Annotated in this window: 18 protein-coding genes; 6 read left to right on the forward strand and 12 right to left on the reverse strand. The window is 29.5% G+C overall.

The genetic code is table 11. The annotated features are described in order from the left end of the window. Positions 1-37: 37 nt before the first annotated feature. Together typA and L8V79_RS05755 are read left to right on the forward strand one after the other, a co-directional pair. Complete coding sequence (gene typA / locus L8V79_RS05750) at positions 38-1,846, forward strand: translational GTPase TypA (protein ID WP_263702842.1); 1,809 nt, start codon at positions 38-40, stop codon at positions 1,844-1,846. Beyond that, positions 1,846-2,478, forward strand: coding sequence for a poly(A) polymerase (locus L8V79_RS05755; protein ID WP_263702843.1), 633 nt, complete (start codon positions 1,846-1,848; stop codon positions 2,476-2,478). The genes typA and L8V79_RS05755 overlap by 1 nt, the downstream gene beginning before the upstream one ends. Positions 2,479-2,489: 11 nt before the next feature. On the opposite strand, the gene L8V79_RS05760 is transcribed toward L8V79_RS05755, so the two are convergent. The 10 genes from L8V79_RS05760 to L8V79_RS05805 form a co-directional block, all read right to left on the reverse strand. Then, the gene (locus L8V79_RS05760; RefSeq protein WP_263702844.1) at positions 2,490-3,230 is read right to left on the reverse strand and encodes a carbonic anhydrase family protein; all 741 of its coding nucleotides are present in this window, start codon (positions 3,228-3,230) and stop codon (positions 2,490-2,492) included. Between the two features lie 102 nt (positions 3,231-3,332). After that, on the reverse strand, positions 3,333-3,962 hold the full coding sequence (locus tag L8V79_RS05765) for a protein-L-isoaspartate(D-aspartate) O-methyltransferase (protein WP_263664091.1): 630 nt from the start codon (positions 3,960-3,962) through the stop codon (positions 3,333-3,335). A 90-nt stretch (positions 3,963-4,052) separates the two neighbouring features. Further along, complete coding sequence (locus tag L8V79_RS05770; protein ID WP_263702845.1) at positions 4,053-5,570, reverse strand: disulfide bond formation protein B; 1,518 nt, start codon at positions 5,568-5,570, stop codon at positions 4,053-4,055. Between the two features lie 10 nt (positions 5,571-5,580). Continuing rightward, the gene (locus L8V79_RS05775; RefSeq protein WP_039619427.1) at positions 5,581-5,748 is read right to left on the reverse strand and encodes a hypothetical protein; all 168 of its coding nucleotides are present in this window, start codon (positions 5,746-5,748) and stop codon (positions 5,581-5,583) included. A 124-nt stretch (positions 5,749-5,872) separates the two neighbouring features. Beyond that, positions 5,873-6,895 (reverse strand): ribonucleotide-diphosphate reductase subunit beta, encoded by a 1,023-nt coding sequence (locus L8V79_RS05780; RefSeq protein WP_263702846.1) that lies wholly within the window; start codon positions 6,893-6,895, stop codon positions 5,873-5,875. Beyond that, positions 6,892-7,308: an RDD family protein gene (locus L8V79_RS05785; RefSeq protein ID WP_263702847.1), complete on the reverse strand. Its 417-nt coding sequence runs from the start codon at positions 7,306-7,308 to the stop codon at positions 6,892-6,894. Before L8V79_RS05785 ends, L8V79_RS05780 begins: the two co-directional genes overlap by 4 nt. After that, positions 7,308-7,916, reverse strand: a complete 609-nt coding sequence (pyrE, locus tag L8V79_RS05790; RefSeq protein WP_263664045.1) for an orotate phosphoribosyltransferase — start codon at positions 7,914-7,916, stop codon at positions 7,308-7,310. Before pyrE ends, L8V79_RS05785 begins: the two co-directional genes overlap by 1 nt. Positions 7,917-7,918: 2 nt before the next feature. Next, complete coding sequence (gene frr, locus L8V79_RS05795; protein WP_263702848.1) at positions 7,919-8,476, reverse strand: ribosome recycling factor; 558 nt, start codon at positions 8,474-8,476, stop codon at positions 7,919-7,921. Between the two features lie 12 nt (positions 8,477-8,488). Continuing rightward, entirely contained in the window at positions 8,489-8,833 is a 345-nt protein-coding gene (gene secG, locus L8V79_RS05800) for a preprotein translocase subunit SecG (RefSeq protein WP_012662194.1), read from the reverse strand. A 102-nt stretch (positions 8,834-8,935) separates the two neighbouring features. Then, positions 8,936-9,637 (reverse strand): Bax inhibitor-1/YccA family protein, encoded by a 702-nt coding sequence (locus tag L8V79_RS05805; RefSeq protein WP_039619421.1) that lies wholly within the window; start codon positions 9,635-9,637, stop codon positions 8,936-8,938. 160 nt (positions 9,638-9,797) lie between these two features. On the opposite strand from L8V79_RS05805, the gene L8V79_RS05810 reads away from it, so the two are divergent. Continuing rightward, the gene (locus L8V79_RS05810; protein WP_263664047.1) at positions 9,798-10,436 is read left to right on the forward strand and encodes a carbonic anhydrase; all 639 of its coding nucleotides are present in this window, start codon (positions 9,798-9,800) and stop codon (positions 10,434-10,436) included. Then, positions 10,433-12,304, forward strand: coding sequence for a mechanosensitive ion channel family protein (locus tag L8V79_RS05815; protein WP_263702849.1), 1,872 nt, complete (start codon positions 10,433-10,435; stop codon positions 12,302-12,304). The genes L8V79_RS05810 and L8V79_RS05815 overlap by 4 nt, the downstream gene beginning before the upstream one ends. Here L8V79_RS05815 and L8V79_RS05820 read toward each other — a convergent pair. Next, positions 12,301-12,615 (reverse strand): hypothetical protein, encoded by a 315-nt coding sequence (locus L8V79_RS05820; protein WP_263664049.1) that lies wholly within the window; start codon positions 12,613-12,615, stop codon positions 12,301-12,303. The two genes, L8V79_RS05815 and L8V79_RS05820, sit on opposite strands and share 4 nt — an antisense overlap. Positions 12,616-12,646: 31 nt before the next feature. Then, complete coding sequence (locus tag L8V79_RS05825) at positions 12,647-13,009, reverse strand: hypothetical protein (protein ID WP_263664050.1); 363 nt, start codon at positions 13,007-13,009, stop codon at positions 12,647-12,649. 100 nt (positions 13,010-13,109) lie between these two features. On the opposite strand from L8V79_RS05825, the gene L8V79_RS05830 reads away from it, so the two are divergent. After that, entirely contained in the window at positions 13,110-18,395 is a 5,286-nt protein-coding gene (locus L8V79_RS05830; RefSeq protein ID WP_263702850.1) for an MG2 domain-containing protein, read from the forward strand. Then, positions 18,392-20,596 carry a penicillin-binding protein 1C gene (pbpC, locus tag L8V79_RS05835; protein WP_263702851.1) on the forward strand — a complete coding sequence of 735 codons (2,205 nt, stop codon included), beginning with the start codon at positions 18,392-18,394 and terminating at the stop codon, positions 20,594-20,596. Before L8V79_RS05830 ends, pbpC begins: the two co-directional genes overlap by 4 nt. Positions 20,597-20,710: the final 114 nt, after the last annotated feature.

The raw sequence follows: 20,710 nt of genomic DNA on the forward strand, positions 1-20,710 counted from the left end.
AATATTAGATTTTAAATTTAAGACTTTGGAGAAAAACTTGGACAATATTAGAAATATAGCTGTTATAGCTCACGTTGACCATGGAAAAACAACAATGGTGGATGAGCTTTTAAAACAATCAGGGACCTTTAGTGAGCGCGAGCAAATAGCAGAGCGTGTGATGGATAGTAATGATATAGAAAAAGAAAGAGGTATTACTATACTTTCTAAAAATACTGCTATTAATTATAAAGGTACTAAAATAAACATCATAGACACTCCAGGCCATGCTGATTTTGGCGGTGAGGTTGAGCGTGTGTTAAAAATGGTTGATGGGGTTTTGCTTTTAGTTGATGCACAAGAAGGTGTTATGCCTCAAACTAAATTTGTGGTAAAAAAGGCTTTATCTTTAGGACTTAAACCTATCGTTGTTATCAATAAAATCGACAAACCAGCTGCTGATCCTGAAAGAGTAATTAATGAAATTTTTGATCTTTTTGTGGCTTTAGAAGCAAATGATGAACAACTTGATTTTGCTGTAGTTTATGCAGCTGCTAAAAATGGTTATGCAAAGCTTGCACTTGAAGATGAAAGCACTAATATGGAGCCATTGTTTAAGACTATACTTGAGTGCGTACCTGCTCCAAGCGGTAGCGATGAAAACCCTTTACAGCTTCAAGTTTTTACTCTAGGTTATGATAATTTCGTTGGTAAAATAGGCATTGCAAGAATTTTTAATGGTAAAGTAAAGAAAAATCAAAATGTAATGCTTGCTAAGGCAGATGGTTCTAAAATCAATGGAAGAATTTCAAAACTTATTGGTTTTATGGGTCTAGAAAAAATGGACATCGAGGAAGCAGGAACAGGTGATATTGTAGCGATTGCAGGTTTTGAAGCTTTAGATGTAGGAGATAGTGTGGTAGATCCAAACAATCCTATGCCTCTTGATCCTTTACATATAGAAGAACCAACTTTAAGCATAGTATTTTCGGTAAATGATGGTCCTTTAGCAGGTACTGAAGGCAAGCATGTAACTTCAAATAAAATCGCAGAACGTCTAGAAGCTGAGATGAAAACTAATATTGCTATGAAATATGAAAGCACAGGCGAGGGTAAATTTAAAGTAAGCGGAAGAGGTGAACTGCAAATAACTATCTTGGCTGAAAATATGCGTAGAGAAGGTTTTGAGTTTTGTATGGGAAGACCTGAAGTTATCGTTAAGGTAGAAGATGGAGTTAAAACAGAACCATTTGAGCATTTAGTGATTGATGTGCCTGATGATTTTACTGGGGTTGTGATTGAAAAATTAGGTAAAAGAAAAGCTGAAATGAAAACTATGACACCAACTGGAGATGGTCAAACAAGACTTGAGTTCGAAATTCCTGCGCGTGGGCTTATAGGATTTAGATCACAATTTTTAACAGATACTAAAGGCGAGGGTGTGATGAATCATAGCTTTTTAGAGTTTCGTCCATTTAGCGGAGCAGTTGAAAAAAGAAATAATGGTGCGTTAATTTCTATGGAAAATGGTGTTGCACTAGGATATTCTTTATTTAACTTACAAGATAGAGGGGTATTATTTATTGATCCTCAAACAAAAGTATATACAGGTATGATTATAGGTGAGCATTCACGCCCAAATGATTTAGATGTTAATCCTATTAAAGGTAAAAATTTAACTAATGTTAGAGCAAGCGGTAGCGATGATGCAATTAAGCTTGTGCCACCTAGAAAATTAAGCCTTGAAAGAGCGTTAGAGTGGATAGAAGAAGATGAGCTTGTAGAGGTTACTCCACAAAATATTAGAGTTAGAAAAAGATATCTTGATCCTACTCAAAGAAAAAGAATGGAAAAGGCTAAGTCTTAATGGATTTTGAAGCCATAAGACAAGCTTTAAATAAAAGACTCAAAGCTTTACAAATTTTAGCATTTGCTGAAGCTTTGGTTATATTTTTTCTTGCTTTTCAATTTAGCAAAGATGTGATTATAGCTTTGTTTTTTGCTGTTTTAGCAGGAGTTTTGTTTTTTAGAATTTTAGGAAGAAAGCTTATGTGGGGACGCAATGAGCTTGTGTTTAAAATGTGCGAGGAATTTTTAAAACAAAACAATGCTAAATTTGACAAACAAGGCTTTGGCCAAAAAGATTTTGAAAAAATTGCTTTTGACTTTTCTTTAAAAACTTATTATTCTCAAAATTCTTTTATTTTTGATGATTTTATTCTTTATGATGTGAAATTTAAAGATGAATTTGAGAATTTCTTTTGTGGAATTTTGCTTTATAGTAAGAAATTAAAAGAAGATATTAACTCAAATGAAAGTATTTTTGAAAAAGTAAAGGATAAAGAATTTTCTACACAAAGAGTTTTGAAAAAAGATGATTATTTGCTCATAGCAAGTTTGAAAAATCCTTTTTTCGCTGATTTAAAAATTTCAAGTGAGTTAAATTTTAAACTTTTTAGAGCTAATTTAGAAAAAATTCAAGCTTTTATACATGATTAAGTTTAGCTTACTTAATCATTTTGTTCTAGATTGCTAATTTCTTGTATTTTTAAATTCTCATTTTTCCCCATTAAATTTTGTATAGTTTGGATTTGCTCTTTAGAGGCATAATTCATATCTTTTAAAACTATCCAAGTGATTTTTTGATTACAAGGCTCGTTGAGTTTATTTTTAAAGATATAAAAAGATTGAAGGTCATTTGGCAATAACTCATTAGCACTTAAGCCTTGAACATAAAGTTTATCGCCTTCTTTTTTAGGAAAAGCACGGATGATTTTTTTAATAAAAGGATTTTCCACACCTTCTTGTAAAAACAGTACAACCACTACTATATCGCCTTTTTGACTTACATGACTAAAATGAATTTCTAAAGGATAAGATTTTTTATCAATAGAAATTTTTGATGGAGCGTGAAAGTGGAAATGAGATAAATTATAAGCTGTATTATCTAGCACGATATGGCTTCCATTGCTTGCAAAATGCATTTTTATGGTATAACCATCATTTATTAAGCCAAAAGAATCATTTGAATAGTTAAATTCTAAAGAATGATTTTTATTTGTAGCCTTTTTACTATTTATATTGATAAAATCTTGATTTAAACCACTTTCACAGTAAATCCAGTTTTTATCTAAATTTTTCCATTTATCTTTTTCTATAAAATTTCCATGTGAGGCATTTTGAGGCATTTGCTCATAGGCAAAAAGCATGCTAGTGGTAAATAAACCAAAAAGTATTTTTTTTAAACTCATAATATTCCTTTTTAATATAATTATAAAAAAATATCCCCTATAAAAAGCTTATGTTTAAAAATAATTATATTAAAATTAAATATTTACCTAAAATTAGTAGGATTATTCTTTACCGTCTTTGATGGGTACAAAAAGACATTCATCTAAAACTTCTTTACTAATCTCGCCATCTTTTTTGGTAAATTTAGTGATAAATTGTTGATTTCCTATGAGTAAAGGAGCTACTAAAATTCCATTGTTTTCAAGTTGATCAAACAATACATTTGGGATATGTTCTATATAAGCTGAGAGTAAAATTCTATCATAAGGTGCATAATTTTTCCAACCATTTTGTCCATCATCAAATTTTACATGGATATTAGCATAGTTTAGTTTTTTAAATTTTTCTATAGCGCTAATTGCAAGTTTTTCAATGCGCTCTATGGTAAAAACTCTTCTAATGAGTTTGCTTAAAATCGCAGCTTGATACCCGCTACCACAACCTATTTCTAAAACACTATCAGCATCTTTAAAATCAAGTGCCATAGTCATTTTAGCTACGGTTAAAGGTGAGCTTATCCATTGATTACCCATTAAAGGAAGCGCATCAAGTCTATAAGCATGCATTTTTAAAGGTGAAAAAATTTCTCTTGGAGTGGAACAAAAAGCTTCAAATAATTCTTCATTGATGAAAGTATTTTTGCGAATTTCTTCTGCCATAGTTTGACATTGTTTTTGTTCAAATATATGAATCAATAAGCACCCCTTGATAAAAAGTGTTATTTTATCTTAAATTTTATTTATCTAGCTTTAAAATCCTTAAGGCGTAAAAACGCCTTAAGATTAATCAAGTGCATAAAGGATGTTTGATCCATCTTGATAAGATAAGATGTGCATTTTGCCATCTTTAAAGAATAAACTTCTTGCATTAGTTATATTTTCTGGATAAGAAATGGTTTTTACAACTTCTTCTTTATCTAGATCAATTACAGCAATAACATTATGCTTTTTGCTTAATGCATAAATTTTACCGTCTTTAAATGCCATTGAAGTTACATAAAGATCACCTAATGTTTTCCCTTCCTTTAGATCAGCTTTAGGAGTAAATTCAGCTGAAAGAACTCTATCTGCTAAAGAAATTTTAGAAATTACAAAAGTTTTAGCGTCTTTATTGTTTGGAACAGTTGCTGTATACATATATTTTCCATCAGTAGTTGTGCTTAGTATGTGATGGAATTTAGCTCTAACTGTATCAATTCTACCACGACCAAGATCTTTGCCTTGACCTTCGAAATTATTTGCCCCTTTCATAAAGTCAGCATATTGTAAAGCCTCATTTGCATTAGGATTTTGAGCAAATCTTAAGAAAGTTTTATTAGAACCCATTAAGATGTATTTATTGTCTAGATAAGGGATAATTCCTATGATAGGGTTGATTGTAGCTGAAAAATATGGATCTAAAACAAAATCAACTTTAGTGCTAAAATTATTATCTAGGAAAAATACTTCCCATTTTGAACTTGCAACATATTCTCCATTGATATAATCAAGTGTATTGATAGCTTTAGGAAAATCAATTTTTGTTTCATTTGTTATTTTTAGATTTTCATCAATACTTGCAAATGGAGCATTGCTAATATTATTATCAAATTGAATACCTAGTTTTTCACTAGCAGGCGCAAAAGCAAAGTCAGGTTCTTTAACATCGCGTTTTCCTAAGAAAGAAATGCTTTTCCAGCTTTTGCTCCAACCTGAATCATCCCAAATGATATATTTTGGATTTAAACTAAAACGAACCGGATCGCCTTGTCCGCTATATGGAACAGGACCAGTGCTTACAAAAGCTTGGAATACATTTGAAGCTACGATAAAAGCAACAATAACCATAGCAGCTAGATTAAATTTAGTTAATTTTCTAAAGCTAGATCCTTCCATTTCTTTTTCAAAAGAACCAAATTTTGGAGCAAAGGCAAAAATAACACCAAGTAGTAAAACTACAGCCCAAAATACCACTTCAGCCCAAAAATAAGTATGTAAACCAAAAATAGGTAAACCAAAACCTTGATCAAGATCACGGTGTGCATGGCCGCTTATATGATTAAATGATTGCCATAAACCAAAAGCTGTTGCGATTAAAAGGAAAGCTAAAAATTTACCTTTCATACCATAACGTACAACAAATAAAGCCGCTACGCCGATGAAAATCATTGATTCTCTTTGACCCCAGCAAGAAGTACAAGGGCTATCACCTAGCATATAGCCAAAGATTAAATTTGCAATTCCAACAGGCAATAAAATAACCAAAAAGCCTGCTAAGCACATTAAAAAATAAAAGAATTTAGTTTTGTTAATATCACACATATTTGCCACCTTATAGATTCATTAGGCCTAAGATTGCGCCTGATTTACGACCTAAATAGTCAAATACCATAATAGCCCATGAAATTACAAGTATAGAAAAAGCTAATTTTTCTTTTTCTGGTTTAACTATCATGAGGACTATGGCGATAAAGATTAACAAAAGTTCTAAAAACTCCATCATTTCCCCTTTGAAATAAAATAAAAACCGCCGATTTTACTATATTAGAATAAATAAAAATAAAATATTAAACTGAAAAAGAGATTTGATTTAAAAAGTATAAAAAAATGAGTAGTTTTGAGACTTAGAAGTCATCAAAACTTAAGCTTCCTTTGGAGTAATTTGTAACCTTGCTTTCAAAGAAATTACTCTTTTGATCATTAAATTTAGAAAAATCATCTACCCATTTAATAGGATGTTTTGCATTATAGATTTTATCAAGATTAATTGCAATTAGTCTTTGATCAACAAGATAATGAATATATTCTTCTATAATATCATCTGTAAAGCCCATGATTTGATTTTGAGTGATGTATTTGCCCCATTTAATTTCAAGTTCACCTGCTTTTTTAAACATATCATAGATTTTATTTACATTGGAATCATTAAATAAATCAGGTCTTTCTTTGCGCACAGAATTAATCATATTTTGAAATAATAGCAAATGTGTAATCTCATCTCTTTGTATAAAGCGTATCATTTGTGCTGATCCTAGCATTTTCCCTGCGCGCGCTAAAGCATAAATAGCAGTAAAACCACTATAAAAATACACTCCTTCTAAGATTTGATTTGCTACCATTGCAAGTAAGAGTTTGTTATCATCTACTTCGCCAGCTAATTCTTCATAAATGCTTGAAATGAAATCATTTTTTTCTCTTAAAGTTTCATCATGTTTTTCCATTTCATAAATTAAGTCCGTATTTTCACAGATTGCTTCAACCATTACTGCATAAGATTTTGAGTGATTTGCTTCTTCATAAGCTTGTCTTGCTAAAACTGCATTGATTTCAGGTGCTGTGATGTAAGGATTGATATTATCAGCAAGGTTGTTTGTTTGAAAACTATCCATTGAGATAAGTTGAGACCAAACTAAATCATACATTCTTTTTTCTGCTACGGTTAGATTACAGCGATAATCAAGTGCATCTTTGGTTGTATCTACTTCTTTTGGAAACCAAGTATTTGCCTCCATTAAATCCCAAAGCTTTAAAGCCCAAGTGTATTTTGCTTTAGTAAAATTTAAAATCCCATGAGGATTACCATTAAATACTTTTCTATCATTTAAAGTTTCATTTGATTTTGGATTATAAATTCTTTTTCTATTCATTTTTCTACCTTTGTGACAATAACACTTTGGCTTAAAATATCATGCAAAGCCAAAGTATCTTTTCTTAAAAAACTTACCAAAAACCCAATCAATAAACCAAAACTTACGATAAAAATTATATAGCGTAAGAGTATTCTAAAAAAATTAAGTTTTTGGCCATTTTTAAGATCAATTAAATATAAATCATAAGCTTTAAGTCCAGGACTTTGAGCTTTTTTTGCTAAAAATAAGGCCTGTATAAGCCCAAAAAGCAAAGAACATAAAAAAATTATAAGTTGATTGTTTAAAAAGGCTTCTTTAGAGCCAAGTGTAAAATAAAATAAATACAAAACAGGCGCATAAAGCAAAAATAGATCAATCAAAAAAGCTTTAAATCTTAAAAAGCGAGTAGCTATTTTTGCTTTAGTTTTCATTAGTTTCCACGACTACCAGGTTTGATAGCTTTGGTGCCTTTTTCACAAAGTGGACAAGCATTTGCTTCATAAATATCAAATTCGAAATTTCCTAGTGCAAAAAGTGGTAAATTTGCAGGCAGTTTTGCATTTTCTTTTCTAGGGTTGTTTAAATTTTTTACCGCACAAAAACCACGATTTGCTAAAGCTGCAAAGCCTACTACTTCCCCACCTAAGCTTTCGATGATTTTTGCACTCTCAAGTGCAGAACCACCTGTTGTAATAATATCTTCACAAACGATAAATTTTTCACCTTTTTTTACTTCAAAACCACGTCTAAGACTCATCACTCCTTCTACGCGCTCAGTGAAAATAAAGCGTTTATTGCAAGCTCTAGCAAGCTCATAACCTGCTAAAATTCCACCCAAGGCAGGAGAACAAATGCTATCAAATTCGATGTTAAAACTAGCAATAACTTTTGCAAGCTCTTCACAAAGCTCACCTGCTAGTTTTGGATTTTCTAAAACTTTAGCACTTTGAAGGTAAAACTCAGAGTGTTTCCCTGAGCTAAGCAAGAAATGTCCTTGTAGGTATGCTCCACAATCTTTATAAATTTGTTCTAAGTTCATTATCAAACCTTTAAAAGTTCTGCTTCTTTATTTTTAACTAATTCATCTACTTTTGCTGTGTAATTATCAGTTTGTTTTTGAACCTCATCATAGGCTTTTTTGGCTTCATCTTCTGAAATTGCTTTATCTTTTTCTAGTTTTTTAACTACATCATTTGCGTCTTTTCTAATGTTTCTAATGGCTACTTTAGCCTTTTCTCCCATAGCTTTGGCATTTTTAGCATTTTCTTCTCTTTGTTCTCTTGTCATAGGTGGAAAGAATAATTTCACACTTTCACCATCATTGTTTGGATTTACTCCTATATTTGCTGCAGCTATGGCACTTTCTATGGCTTTTAGCATTGATTTTTCCCAAGGAGTAATGCTTATGGTTGAAGCATCGGTTGCTAAAACTGTTGCTACTTGATTAAGTGGGGTTGCACTACCATAATAATCAACATGAATATGATCAAGTATGTTGATATTTACTTTACCAGTTCTTATAGTGGTAAAATCTTTTTTTAAGGCCTCTAAACTTTTATCTGATTGTTGTTTTTGCTTGGTATAAATTTCATTTAGCATGGTTTATCCTTTTTATTTGCTAGTGTTACTTTCGCTAATTGGGGCACTTGGTGCAACTGGAATGTTAGTTGTATTTGTCTCAGGTGCTTTTGGTAAAATTTGTTCTGCTTTTTCAGCAAGTGAGTTAGAGTTAGCATTATTATACATATAGCTAAGGGCAATTGTATTAGCAATAAGTAAAACACCCATTACAAAAGTAAATTTAGCCAAAAATCCCGCAGGACCTTTTGCTCCAAATAAACTTTCATTACTTCCACTATAAGCTCCAAGTCCTATGCTTGAACTTTTTTGTAATAAAACTGCAATACAAATAATCACAACAATTGCAAATTGCAAAATAATTAAAAGAGTAGTCATGAATTTTCCTTATTGAAAATAAAATGAGTATTTTAACTTAAAAAGTTTGATAAAAACTTGAAAGAGGTAAAGAAAATTTGCGAGAAAAAATCTCGCAAATTTTTATCTGCTATTAAAGCTTCTTAAAATATTAAGAAGAGAGATGAAAAGGTTGATAAAATCAAGATAAAGAGCAACTGCGCCTTCGATTGGTGTTTCATAGTTTCCTCTAATGATGTTTTGAGTATCATAAAGGATGTAAAAAGAAAATAAAATCGCACCAATACCAGAAATAGCTAAACTTACAAGTGAGCTTTGGAAAAATAGATTAATTAAAGAAGCCACTACGATAACGATTAAAGCTATAAAAAGCATTTTTCCCATCATAGTAAAATCTCTTTTTGTATTCATAGCAAATACACTTAAAGCACCAAAAGCTACTGTTGTTAAAGCAAAAGCTTGAGCGATAATGCTAGCTCCTGCAGGAAGTGCTAAAACTGAATATAAAAGTGGTGTTAAAGTAAGCCCTGAAACAAAAGTAAAGGCAAAAAGTAAAATTAAATTAAGCGGAGCTTCTCTTTTTTTCCATTGTAATGCAAACAATAAACCAATTTCAACAATAAATAAAATCCAAAAAGTTGCTTGAGATTGTGCAAATAAATGCGCTAGGGCAAAAATTCCTATGTAAGCGCCCGCTGTTGCAGCTAATAATGAAGCAGCAAAAAGCTGATAAGTTTGTTTTATAAAAATGCTTAAATCACTTCTAGCATAACCTTCAAATTCTTGAGTTTTAGAGTTAGAATAATCTCTATCATAAAGACTCATTAAAATCCTCCAATAATTTTTAAAACCAAAATTTACAAAAAAAAGATAAATGAAAGATTAAAACTACATAAAAATATAACAAAAAATAAATTTATTGATTTGGTTTAAGTAAAAATAATTTTAGTATAATGTCTTGTTAAAATACAAAAAAGGACTATTCTTGAAAGACTTGATCGATGGTGCTTTAAAATTTATGCAAGAAGATTTTAAAGAGCATGCAGAGCTTTTTGAAAGTTTAAAAAACAAGCAAAATCCTCATACGCTTTTTATAGGTTGTGCTGATTCAAGAGTGATACCAAACTTAATCACTAATACAGGTCCAGGCGAGCTTTTTGTTGTAAGAAATATAGGCAATATCGTTCCACCTTATAGAGTCGGGGATGATTTTTTAGCAACTACTTCAGCTATTGAATATGCTTTTAATTCTTTACATATAAAAAATATTATAGTTTGCGGTCATAGTAATTGCGGAGGCTGCGCGGCTTTATATGCAAATGAAAATGATTTAAAAAATATGCCTAATGTCAAAAAATGGCTTACTTTGCTTGAGCCTATAAAAAATAAGGTTTTAAAGATTGCAGGTAGTGATTTAGCTATGCGTTCTTGGATGACTGAAAAAATGAATTTGGTAAATTCTTTGCAAAATTTATTAACTTATCCAGGCGTTGAAGAAGCTTTAAATAAAAAAGAAATTGAACTCCATGCTTGGTATTACATCATAGAAACGGGTGAAATTTATGAGTATGATTTTAATTTTGAAAATTTTGTTTTAATTCAAGAGAGAGCGAGAAAACCATGAAAAAGATTTTTAGTATTATTTTGCTTTTTTTATTTGTTAATGCTTTATATGCACAAGAAAAAAACGCTTTAGAGGATAAAAATAGTATTTTTGCCCTAGTGCAAAATTACATAGAGCTAAATTTACTTTTAGAAAGTTTTAAAAATAGCGATACAAATAGCAGTGAATTTCAAGATAATATTAAAGAAATAGAAAAACAAAAAGCTGCAATTTTAACTACTTTACCTTTAAAAATGGTATCTCAAAAAATTGATGATAAAGAGGCGAAAGACTTTTTACAAACTAAAAATGCTTTGCAAAAAAGTGTTGAAAATGCTCAAGCTAAGAAAAGATATTATGATTATGTAGATAATAAAATTAAACTTTTAAATTTAACCTCTGCAGAACATTTTTACCTATGCATCTTTGAATTAGAAAAAGTTTTTATCGAAGGAGCACAAAGTCAGACTATAAGAAGCATTATTGATAAAAGTATTGATGTGCTTAAAGAAGATATGGTTTTTAATTTTACCTTAGATAAAGAAAAAATTAATGATATTACTCAGCTTAGAACCTTAGAAATCAATGAAAATAATTTAAGAAATGCTATAAAATCTTATAATGAAATTTTAGTTTATCTAAGAAACAATGCTAGTTTGCTTGAAACTAATTTTTTATTTACAGGTTTGGGTTTGCAAAATGCGATTAATTATATCAATGAACAAACTTCTATTAGTAGCGTAAATCTTGGAAAAATAGTCATTTCTATCGCTGTAATTGTCTTTTTTTATTCTTTGAAATTTTATCTAGCAAAGATTTTATATTTTATACTCATACGTTTGTTTGGAAAAAATTCAGCTAATATGGAGATAAAAACTCATTTTCTAGAAAAACTTCAAGGGCCAGTGGGTTGGTTTTTATTTGCTTATGCTATAGGAATTTGTTTTACCATTTTTTACTATCCTGCACCTGTAGATATAAGAATTAGCAATATTTTATCTATTGCTTATGTTATTTTAACTGCTTGGCTTGTGATAAATATCTTTGATAGTTATGGCATGGTGATTGTTGCAAAGCTTGCTGAAAAAAGTGGTAAGCGTGAAGTGGTTAATTTAATCATTAAAATTTTATATTTTATCATTATAGTGATAGCTGTTTTATTTGTTTTAGCGCATTTAGGGTTTAATATTTCAGCATTAATTGCATCTTTAGGTATTGGTGGTTTAGCTGTGGCATTAGCAGCTAAGGATATTATCGCAAATTTCTTTGCTTCCGTGCTTTTGCTTTTTGATAATAGTTTTAATCAAGGCGATTGGGTGGAAATTTCAGGTATAGAAGGAACCATAGTAGAAATTGGACTTAGAAAAACCACTATTAGAACTTTTGATAATTCTTTAGTATTTTTACCAAACTCAACTATCATGGGAACAAATATAAAAAATTGGAGCAAAAGAAAAATAGGACGCCATGTAAAATTATTTATCGGTGTCACTTATGATGCAAGACCTGAGCAACTTGAACAATGTGTAGAAGATATAAGATATTTATTAGCAACTAGTCCTTTGATAGCCCAAGTTGATGATAGCGCGTTAAATCATGGTGGAACGCGTGCTAGATACAGACAAAATTTAGTTTCAGTAAATGACTTAGAAGGGTATAAAAATAACACTTATGTGGCTGTGAGTGGTTTTGGTGCAAGTTCTATTGATATAGAAGTATATTTTTATACCAAAGCAGTAGATGCAGGTGGTTTTAGAGAGGCAAGACAAAGTATTTTGCTTGAGTTAATGAAAATTGTTGAAAGAAATAAACTCAGCTTTGCTTTTCCTTCGCAAAGTCTTTATATAGAAAAAATCAATAAAGAAGACAAAGAAGAGCTATTATCTTAATAAGCTCGTCTTTGATCATCGCATTCAACTATAATTTTTTCAGCGATGATAATACTTCCATTTTTACTGCCTTTAATTTTAACAAGGCTTCCTTTTTTTAAATCTTGTACATTAGCTTGTTTTTTATTGCTTCCAAAAATTCCACAACCATAAACATCAATACGTGTTTGGGGTAAAATTGTGATGATTAAATTATTGTCAAAACTTGTTTGAATGCTTATTGTGTGAGCTGTGGTATTTTTTAAGATGCCTTGAACTTTATAAGCAAATGCAAAAGTGCTAATGCAAACTAGTATAAGAAAAAAACGCATTAAAATAACTCCTTTTTAGGAGTTATTTTACTTAATAAGCTCTTTTTTTGCATTCGATTTTGATTTCTTTAGCAGTTATATTTTGAACTTGATTTGGTGTTTGTGGATTTGGTGTTGTTTGAGCATAGCCATGGAAAACTTCAGCTTCTATAAAAGTTCCTACTTTTAAATCTCTAAAAGTGCCGTATTTATCCATACCAAAAATACCACAATCATCCATATCAATTTCAGTATTTGGTAGAATTTTTACATTCATTTTTTGACCGTAAGTGGTGTCAATTAAAATGGTTTTTGCACCATCATTTACATCTACTATCACTCCATAAATTCCATCTGCATAAGCAAGACTTGAAAGACCTAAAACTGTTAATAATGTAGCGATTTTCTTTTTCATTTTTTCTCCTTTATTTTTTATGCAAGAATTATATAATTTTTTGAGTGAAGCAAGAGTGAATTTAGATATAATTTAAAAAATTTACTAAAATGAGGTATTTATGAGAGGGTTTTTGCATTGTTTTTTTGCATTTTTGCTTGCAAGTTTATTGTTTGCTTGTTCTAAAAATGAAGATAAAAGCTCTGCTATAAGAGCTTATGGTTTTAATGAAAACACGCAAAGTATTTTTATAGAGTTTAATACTAATATTATTAATCAAGAAATAGGCGTTATAAAAGAAAGAGAAATTATTGTTAATAATCAAAAGACAAAAGTAAAATATGAGCTTGAAACACCCACAAGATTAAATATTTTTACAGCTTTAAAAGCAAATCAAGCATATGATATTTTTATAAACTTAAATGATATTTTAGCAAATGAAAAAGTGCAATTAAAAGTCCAAACTCCTTTTGAAAAACTAGATGTCAAAGGATATTTTCAAAATATTTCAAATGATGAGAGCATATTGCTTTTAAATATTCAAAGTTTTTATACTCTTAATAAAGATGAATTGTTAAAAGCTATTAAAATTACTGCACAAGAAAAAGAAATTCAAATAGATAAAATTATCATTCAAGGTGATATAGCAAGTATATATTCTAAAGCACTAAGTATCAAAAATACTAATACTAATGTAAAAGTGGTTTTTAATAAAGACATTTTAGGTTTAGAGAAAAATATAGATTTAGAGTATATTTTGCTTGCAAAGAGCGGATTTGTTTTTCAAAATGCAAATATAGTTAATAAAAACATAGAATTGCTTTTTTCTCAAAATATTTCACAAGATCAGAATTTAAAAGAATTGATTTTTATTACCCCAGAAGTAGATTTTAAGGCATTAGCTTTTGGAAATAAAATCAAGCTTACAGGTAATTTTTCCCCAAATAAAACTTATGAAATTCAACTTGCTCAAGGGATTAAAAGTGCTGATGGAATTAGTACAAAAGAAAATTACAAAACTCAAGTAAGTTTAAAAGACTATGAGCCTGCTATAAGTTTTACAAATCAAGGGGTATTTTTATCTAGCAAAGCGAGTAAAAAAATAGCTTTTAAGAGTATGAATGTTAAAAAGGTTCATTTAGAAGTTCATCAAGTATTTTCAAATAACTTAAGTGAATATTTAAGATATAAAAATCTTCAAGGTGCTAAAAATTTAAGCGATTATGATAGTGATATTTTTTCAGAGAGTGATTATACTAGTGAAATAGTGTTAAAAAAAGACTTTGATATAAAAAATACCAAAAATCAATGGCAAGAAAATGAGATCGTATTAGATGGTTTGAAAGATTTAAGTGGTGTGTTTATAGTCAAGCTTTATTTTAAAGAAGAAGATGTTGATTATGTTTTTGATGAGGGAATGGAGAGTTGGAAAAAATATAGATTTTTTAACCAAAAAGCAAAAGTAAGCAAGAACTTAATTTTTTCAGATATAGCTTTGATTGCTCAAAATTTAAATAAAAAGCTTTTTGTAGATGTGAGAGATTTTACCACGCAAAAGGCTTTAGGTGGGGTTAAGGTTGATGTTATTAGCAAAAGCAATCAAGTTTTAGCTTCTAAAATGAGTGATGATAATGGTTTGGCTGTTTTTGATGATATTGATGAATCAAAAGCTTTATTTATCATTGCTTCAAAAGATAAACAAGCTTCTATTTTACGTTTAAGCTCACCTTTATTATATGATGGTTTTGATGTTGATGGTTTTGATTTAACTTCTCAAAATAAAGTATTTATTTACACAGAAAGAGGGGTTTATAGACCAGGTGATGATATCCATTTAACTATGGTTGCAAGAAATGATAAAGGAGTTGTTAATCATCCAATATTTTTAAGTTTTTTTGACCCACGCAATAAAAAGCTTTTGGACAAAATCAAGCTTGAACCTTTAAGTAATGGAACTTTTTATAAAAAGATTTCACTTGATCAACAAGCTTTAAGTGGAGTGTATTTAGCTAGGGTTGAATTTGCAAATATGGTTTTTGATAAAGAAATTTTAGTACAAAATATAGTGCCAAATCGTATAAAAGTATCCATGCAAGCTCCAAAAAGTATAAAAGAAAATGAAAAATTAGATTTTAATATTAGCTCAAAATATCTTTTTGGAACACCAGCGAGTAATTTACAATATCAAGCTGATTTATTTGTAAGTAAAAAAGAATATAAAAATTCAAAATATCCAGAATATATTTTTTCAAATCCTAGTGTTTTAGTACAAAAATATCAAGATAATTTAAAAGGTATGTTAGATAAAAATGGCTTTACAAAGCAAGAGTTTGCTTTAAATGATTTTTTAAAAAATACCCCATATAATTTAGAAGCTAGTATAAGGGCTAGGGTTTTTGAAAAAGGTTCAAGATCGGTTGAAGCACTTGTAAGTTCACAAGTAATATTGCATGAGTATTTTGTAGGTATTAAGCGTTTAAAAAATCACTATTTAAGCTCAGGTTCTATTATCAATTTTGAAGCCATTGTGAGTGATTTAGATGAGAATTTGATAGCAAACAGGGAAATTAAATATACTATTTATGCAAATGATTATTCTTGGTGGTGGGATTATGATAATTATGATGATTTTTTAAAATCACTCAAAAAAGATAAAAACACACAAATCATTATTCAAGGAAGTATTTTAAGTAAGGATAAACCGGTTAAAATAGAATTTGATCCAAAAGAATATCATGGTGAAATGTTCATAGAGCTTGAAGATACACAAAGTAAAACAAGCACAGGAGAGTTTTTTTATATTAGTAGTTTTGGTGCGCCAAGTAATGCTGATATAGTGAGTTCTTTAAAAATAAAAAGTGATAAAAAAGAATACAAGCCAAATGAAACAGCTTTTATAGAATTTGAAAGCGTTAAAGGTGCAAAAGCCATTGTTACTTTAAATGATAATGCAAAGGTTTTGAAACGCTTTGTGATAGATACGCATGAAGATATTACAAAGGTTGAAATTCCTATTCTTAAAGAATATATGCCAAATGTTTATGTGAGCGTGATTTTACTTCAAGATTATGATCAATACACTAATGATAGAGCCTTAAGACTTTTTGGTGTGGTGCCTTTAAATGTAGTAGATGCGCAAAGTAAAATCGAGCTTGATTTAAAAGTACCGGATAAAATCATGCCAAAACAAGATTTTGAAGTAGAAATTCAAAGTAAAAACAAGCAAAGTTATACTTATACTGTAGCTATTGTAGATGAGGGCTTGCTTGATGTGAATGCTTTTAAAACCCCAGATATTTGGGAATATTTTTATCAAAAAATTCGCTTTAATATGAGCATATATGATACCTATGATAAAATCATTGCTAAAAATATTTCTAATGCTTCTAAAGTATTAACTACGGGTGGTGATGTTTTCTTAGAAAGTAGGGCAAATAAAAGTAAAAACGATGAAAAAACAAGACGCTTTAAACCTGTTGCGTTGTTTCAAGAGCCAGTACAAAGTGATGAAAATGGTTATGCAAAATTAAAATTTAATATGCCATCATACTTAGGTTCGGTTAGAGTTATGGTAGTGGCAAACAGCTTAGCAGGTTTTGGTAGCGCTTCTAAAGATATCCAAGTTAGCGCACCTGCTGTAATGCTTGAAACTTTGCCAAGGGTTTTAAGGCTTGATGATGAGTTTAAGCTTTTGGTGCAAGTATTTAAAGTAGATGATGATGTAAAAAATGCAAAACTTAAATTAAAAACAAAAAATTCACTCATAAATTTTGAAAATGATGAGATTTTAATTGACTTTGGTAATGAAAAAAGCAAAGATATTTATGTTAATGCAAAAGTAAATTCAAACAAGCTTGGAGTAGAAGAAATAGAGTTAAGTTTAAATGCAAAAGATTACACCTATACTCAAAATACGCAAATTGATATAAAAGCGCTAAATACCATTACTTATGAGGGTAAATCTTTTAAAATTCCTGCAAATACTTCTATGGAATTTAAAATCACACAAGATTATATTAATCCAGTAGCATTTTTAAGTGTGAGTTCTAAGCCTATTTTAAATATAAATCATAGATTAAAATACCTGCAAAATTATCCTTATGGATGTATAGAGCAAAGCACTTCAGCAGTTTTACCACAACTTTTTTTACAAAAACTTGATCAAGGAGCAAATGAGCAAAAAAATATTAACAATATCAATGCATTGTTAAGTAAATACGCAAATTTCCAAACTACTAATGGTGGCTTTGCTTATTGGCAAGGACTTAAAGATTCTGATGCTTGGGGAAGTAATTATGCGGGTATGTTTATGATTTTGGCTAAAGAAAGAGGCTATTATGTGAGTGAGGGTATGTTTAAAGCATGGCTTGATTATCAAAAACGCTATGTTTTAAAAGCTCAAACAAATAAAGAAATAAGAATAAATTCTTTATATCTTTTAGCTTTAGCTAAAGAGCCAAATTTAAGTATAATGAATGCCATTTATGAAGATAGTACTTATTTGCAAAGCCTAAATAATGTAAGTCTTTGGCAACTTAGTGCAGCTTATAAATTAGCAGGTTTTGATGAGGTAGCTTTAAATATAGCTAAAAATTTAAGCACAAAGCCTGATGGAAAAGCTAATTATACTCACACCTATGGATCTTTTCTAAGAGATGAAGCTATTATTGCAAATGCGTATAAAATAATCTATGGTAAAGATAATGATGAATTATTAGATGATATTAAAAAAACTTTAGAAAGCCAAGCTTGGCTTAGTACTCAAAGCACAGGTTATGCTTTATATGCTTTGGCAAATAGTTTTAGTGATGAAAACTCTAAAACTATCAATGCAAGAGTAAAAATTAATGGTGAGGATAAAAAGCTCAATGCAACTTTTTCTAAATTTGAGTTTAATCAAGGCAGCGCTTTGATAGAAGCTAAAGAAGATACTTATGTACATTTTGGAGTAGAGGGTATTAAAAAAGGTATTTCCGAGCCTTTTGCGCAGCGTATGTATGTAGAAAGAAGTTTTTATGATGAAAATGGAAATGAAATAGATGAAAGTGCTATAAAAAGTTCTCAAATTTTTTATATGAAATTAAAAATATCAAATAAAAATTATCCAGGTACTTCTAATATAGCTTTAACTCAAATTTTACCAAGTGGATGGGAGATAGTGCATGATCTTTTAGATGATGAAACTCCTGATTTTGTGAAAAATTCTTATTATGATTTTGTCGATATAAGAGATGATAAAATCATGTATTTCTTTCCTTTATATTCTGATGAATCAAGAGAATTTTTTGTGAAATTAAGTGCTGTTACTCCAGGTGTTTATACTTTGAGTGGAGCTTATGCTGAAGCAATGTATGATAATGCTTATAAAGCTTTAAGTGAGAGTAAAAGAGTCAAAGTAGTGCAGTGAAAATCAAAATAAGCCTTGCAATATGCTTTTTAAGCCTATGTTTTTACATAGGCTTAGTTTATTTTAGTTTTGATAGCAAGGATTTATTTAAAGGCACTTATAGCAAGGTTTTGCTTGATAAAAACAAAGAAATTCTTAGTGTATTTTTAGATTCTAACGAACAATGGCATTTAGAGAGTGAGTTTATACCGCAAAAATTAAAAAGTGCAGTTCTTTTATATGAAGATAAAAATTTTTATTCTCATTATGGAGTAGATTTTTTAGCGCTTATAAGAGCTTTTAAAAATAATCTTTTTTCAAGTAAAAGAAGTGGTGCAAGTACAATTTCTATGCAAACAATCAAACTTCTAGAGCAAAATAAACGTACATATTTTAATAAATTTAACGAAATCATCAAAGCTTTTGCTTTAGAAAGTGCTTATGAAAAAGATGAAATTCTAAAGCTTTATTTAAACAATGCCCCTTATGGAGGAAATTTAGTAGGTGTTGCAAGTGCGGGGTTGTTTTATTTTGAAAAAGATTTAAAAGATCTTACTTGGAGTGAAGCAGCCTTGCTTGCTGTGCTTCCTAATAATCCAGGTTTGATTAATCTTGAAAAAAACAAAGATAAACTTTTAAAAAAACGTAATGATTTGCTTGATAGGCTTTTTGAAAAGGGATATTTTTCTAAAGATATTTTAACTCTTGCAAAGGCTGAAAAACTTCCTAGTTTTAAAGCAAGAAAAAACTTAGCTCCGCATTTAGCGCGTAGACTTTTAGCGGATAAAGAAAAAATCGTTTCTAGTATAGATAAAAAAATTCAAATCAAATTTGCAGAAAAAGCCAAAGAATATTCTTATAAATTAGAGCAAAAGGGTATAAAAAATTTAGCTATATTATTAGCAGATACCAAAACAAATAAAGTTTTAGCTTATGTAGGATCTAATGATTTTTATGATTTTGCAAGTTTTGGTCAAGTTGATGGGGTTATTGCAAAGCGTAGTGTGGGTTCAACTTTAAAACCTTTACTTTTTGCTTTTACTATAGATGAGGGGTTTATAGTGCCTGAATCTTTAATGCTTGATGTGCCTACATATTTTTCTAATTTTGCTCCACAAAATGCAAATAAAAAATATCATGGCCTTATTAGCGCAAAAGAATCTTTGCAAAAATCACTTAATATCCCTTTTGTAAGCTTGCTTGCAGAATATGGGTATGAGAAGTTTTTTTATAAACTCAAAGATATTTTAGGTTTTGAAGATGAAAATTTTAAAAAATACGGACTTTCTTTGATTTTAGGTACAAAAGAATTGAGTTTAGAAGATATGGTAAAAATTTATCTAGGACTTGGAAATTATGGAAATTTTAAAGAGCTTTTGTATGAAGAAAATACATTTACTAAAAAAGATAAAAAACTTATTAGTGATGGAGCAAGCTTTTTAACCTTACAAACCTTAAAGGATTTAGATAGAGCAGGTTTAAGACAATATGATTTTAATACTATCATCTCTTGGAAAACAGGCACAAGTTATGGTAGAAAAGATGCCTGGGCTATAGGAACTTCTCCAAAATACACTTTAGGAGTATGGGTTGGAAATTTTAATGGCGAAGCAAATGCAAATTTATATGGTGTGAGTATAGCAGGAGAGTTGTTTTTTGAGCTTTTAGCTTTACTTGAGGGAGTTAATTTAGAATTTGAAAAACCTAGTGATTTGGTTACTATCAAAATTGAAAATCAAACAGGGTATAGATATGATTATAAATTTGATTTTAAAGAGGTACTTTATCCACAAAGTGCAAATGTTTTAAGGACTTCACCATTTTTAAAAGAAGTTTTTATGTATAAAAACAAAGAAGTTGGTTCTTTAGATGAAAATTTCATCCATGCAAAGAAAAAGATTATATTAAATTTACCTTCTAATGCACAAGCGTTTTTTGCAAAAGAAAGGCAAAATTTGCAAAATTATAATCAAAATTTAAAAATTATTTATCCATTAAATAATCTTAATATCATTTTACCAAAAGATTTAAAAGGTTCACAAAAATTATTAATAAAGCTTACAAATCCTAGAAAAGAAAAGCTTTTTTGGTATTTAAATCAAGAGCTAATTTTCGAAGGTAAGGAAGAATCTTTGGCCTTAAATTTAAAAAAAGGTAAATATACTTTTAATATTATTAGCGAAAATGGACAAAGTGATTTTGTAACTTTTAATATATTTTAAATATAAATAGTAAAAAATACTAACTAAAAATCCATTACCCCCACCCCTTATTTTATAGTATTTTAAGCGATAAAAAATAAAAGTAATTATAATTCTTATAAAATAAATAAAAAT

This window comes from Campylobacter sp. IFREMER_LSEM_CL2194, assembly GCF_025771685.1.
Taxonomy (GTDB): Bacteria; Campylobacterota; Campylobacteria; order Campylobacterales; family Campylobacteraceae; genus Campylobacter_D.